Raw genomic sequence first — 1,435 nt, forward strand, 5'->3', positions numbered from 1 at the left:
CAGGGCTGGCGAGTTGACGACGATGTTGGCCGTCTTGGCCACGTTGTCCATCGACAGGGTGATCTGCCCGAGCACCACATCCGCCGGGAAGATGCCCGGGTTGGCACCGCCGTAGTTCAGGGTGCCGGTGTAGTTGATCAGGCGGTAAGTGCCGTTGGCCAGGCCACCGGCATCGCTGAAGTTGAAGGTGCTGTTGTTGATCGCCACGTTGCCGGTGACGTTGATCATCGGCGTGGCGATGGTCGGCGTGCCCAGCCCGATATCCAGGTTGCTGCCACTGGCCAGCGTCAGCGTACCGGTATTGAGCGTGCTGCCGCTGGTGACGGCCAGATGGCCGCCGCTATTGATGGTCACGCCACCGGTGAGCCTACCGCTGCCGCCAAGGGTCGCGCCGTTGGTCACGGTGACCAGGTTACTGGCCAGCCAGCCGCTGGAGGCGATGTTCAGGCGACCGGCGCTGACCGTGGTGTTACCGCTGAGGCCGCTGATACCGCTCAGGGTCAAGGTGCCAGTACCAGACTTGGTCAGGGCTCCCAAGCCGCTGAGTGCCCCGGAGAAGGTCGAACTGGCGTTGCCGGCGCCCACCGTGAAGGTGCTGCCGGCGATGACGGCCACCTGACCGGCGCCGCTCAGGCTGTTGATGGTGTTGCTGGCCGTCAGCGCGACGGTTGCACCGCTGCTGACCAGCACGTTCGGGTTGTTGCCCAGCGCGTTGGCGACCGCTGCGGTGACGGTGCCCTGGCGCACGTCCAGCAAACCGCTGAAAGCGTTGGCATTGAACAGCATGAGCTCTTCGGTCCCGCTCTTCACCAAGGTGCTGGTGGCGGTGCCGGTGATCTGGCCCATGTGAATGATCTGCACATCGTTGGCGAACTCGAGGGTCACGTCGCTGTTGATGGCAATCGACGTGCTCGACACCTGCGCCGTGGTGTACGCCAGACGGCTGTCACCGGTGGCGGTCAGGGCGCCGCTGCCCAGGGCACCGGAGTTGGTGGCCACTGTCAGGGTGCCGCCATTGAGCTCGACGCCGCCCTGGAAGTTGCTGGTGCCGGTCAGGGTCAGGTTGCCCGATCCGGTCTTGATCAGTTTGTTGGCCGCGCCGCCGGTGATGTTGCCGTTGAGGCGCAGCGCGAAGTCGCCGCTGACCGTCAGGTTGCTGTTCAGCGCCACGGCGTTGTTCAGCATCACCGACTGGGTGGCGACCAGGCTGGATGCGCCGGACACGGTCAGCGCGCCGCCACCCAGTGACGCATTGTTGCCGACCAGCAGGGTCCCGCCGCCGAGCGTGGTGCCGCCGCCGTAGGTGCTGGCGTTGGACAGCACCAGGGTGCCGGCGCCATCTTTGTTGAGCACGGAACTGGCGTTGCCCTGCAGCGCCCCACTCAGGGTCAGGTTGCCGGTGCCACCAAAATTCACGGTGCCGGTGAGGTTGATG

General features: G+C 65.8%; 1 protein-coding gene. It reads right to left on the minus strand.

Annotation, left to right across the window (positions count from 1 at the left end):
- The coding region (locus NTD82_RS05450; RefSeq protein WP_262128024.1) for an autotransporter-associated beta strand repeat-containing protein at positions 1 to 1,435 on the minus strand (1,435 nt) is incomplete at both ends.

It is taken from the genome of Pseudomonas sp. 5P_5.1_Bac1 (genome assembly GCF_025466015.1).
Taxonomy (GTDB): Bacteria; Pseudomonadota; Gammaproteobacteria; order Pseudomonadales; family Pseudomonadaceae; genus Aquipseudomonas.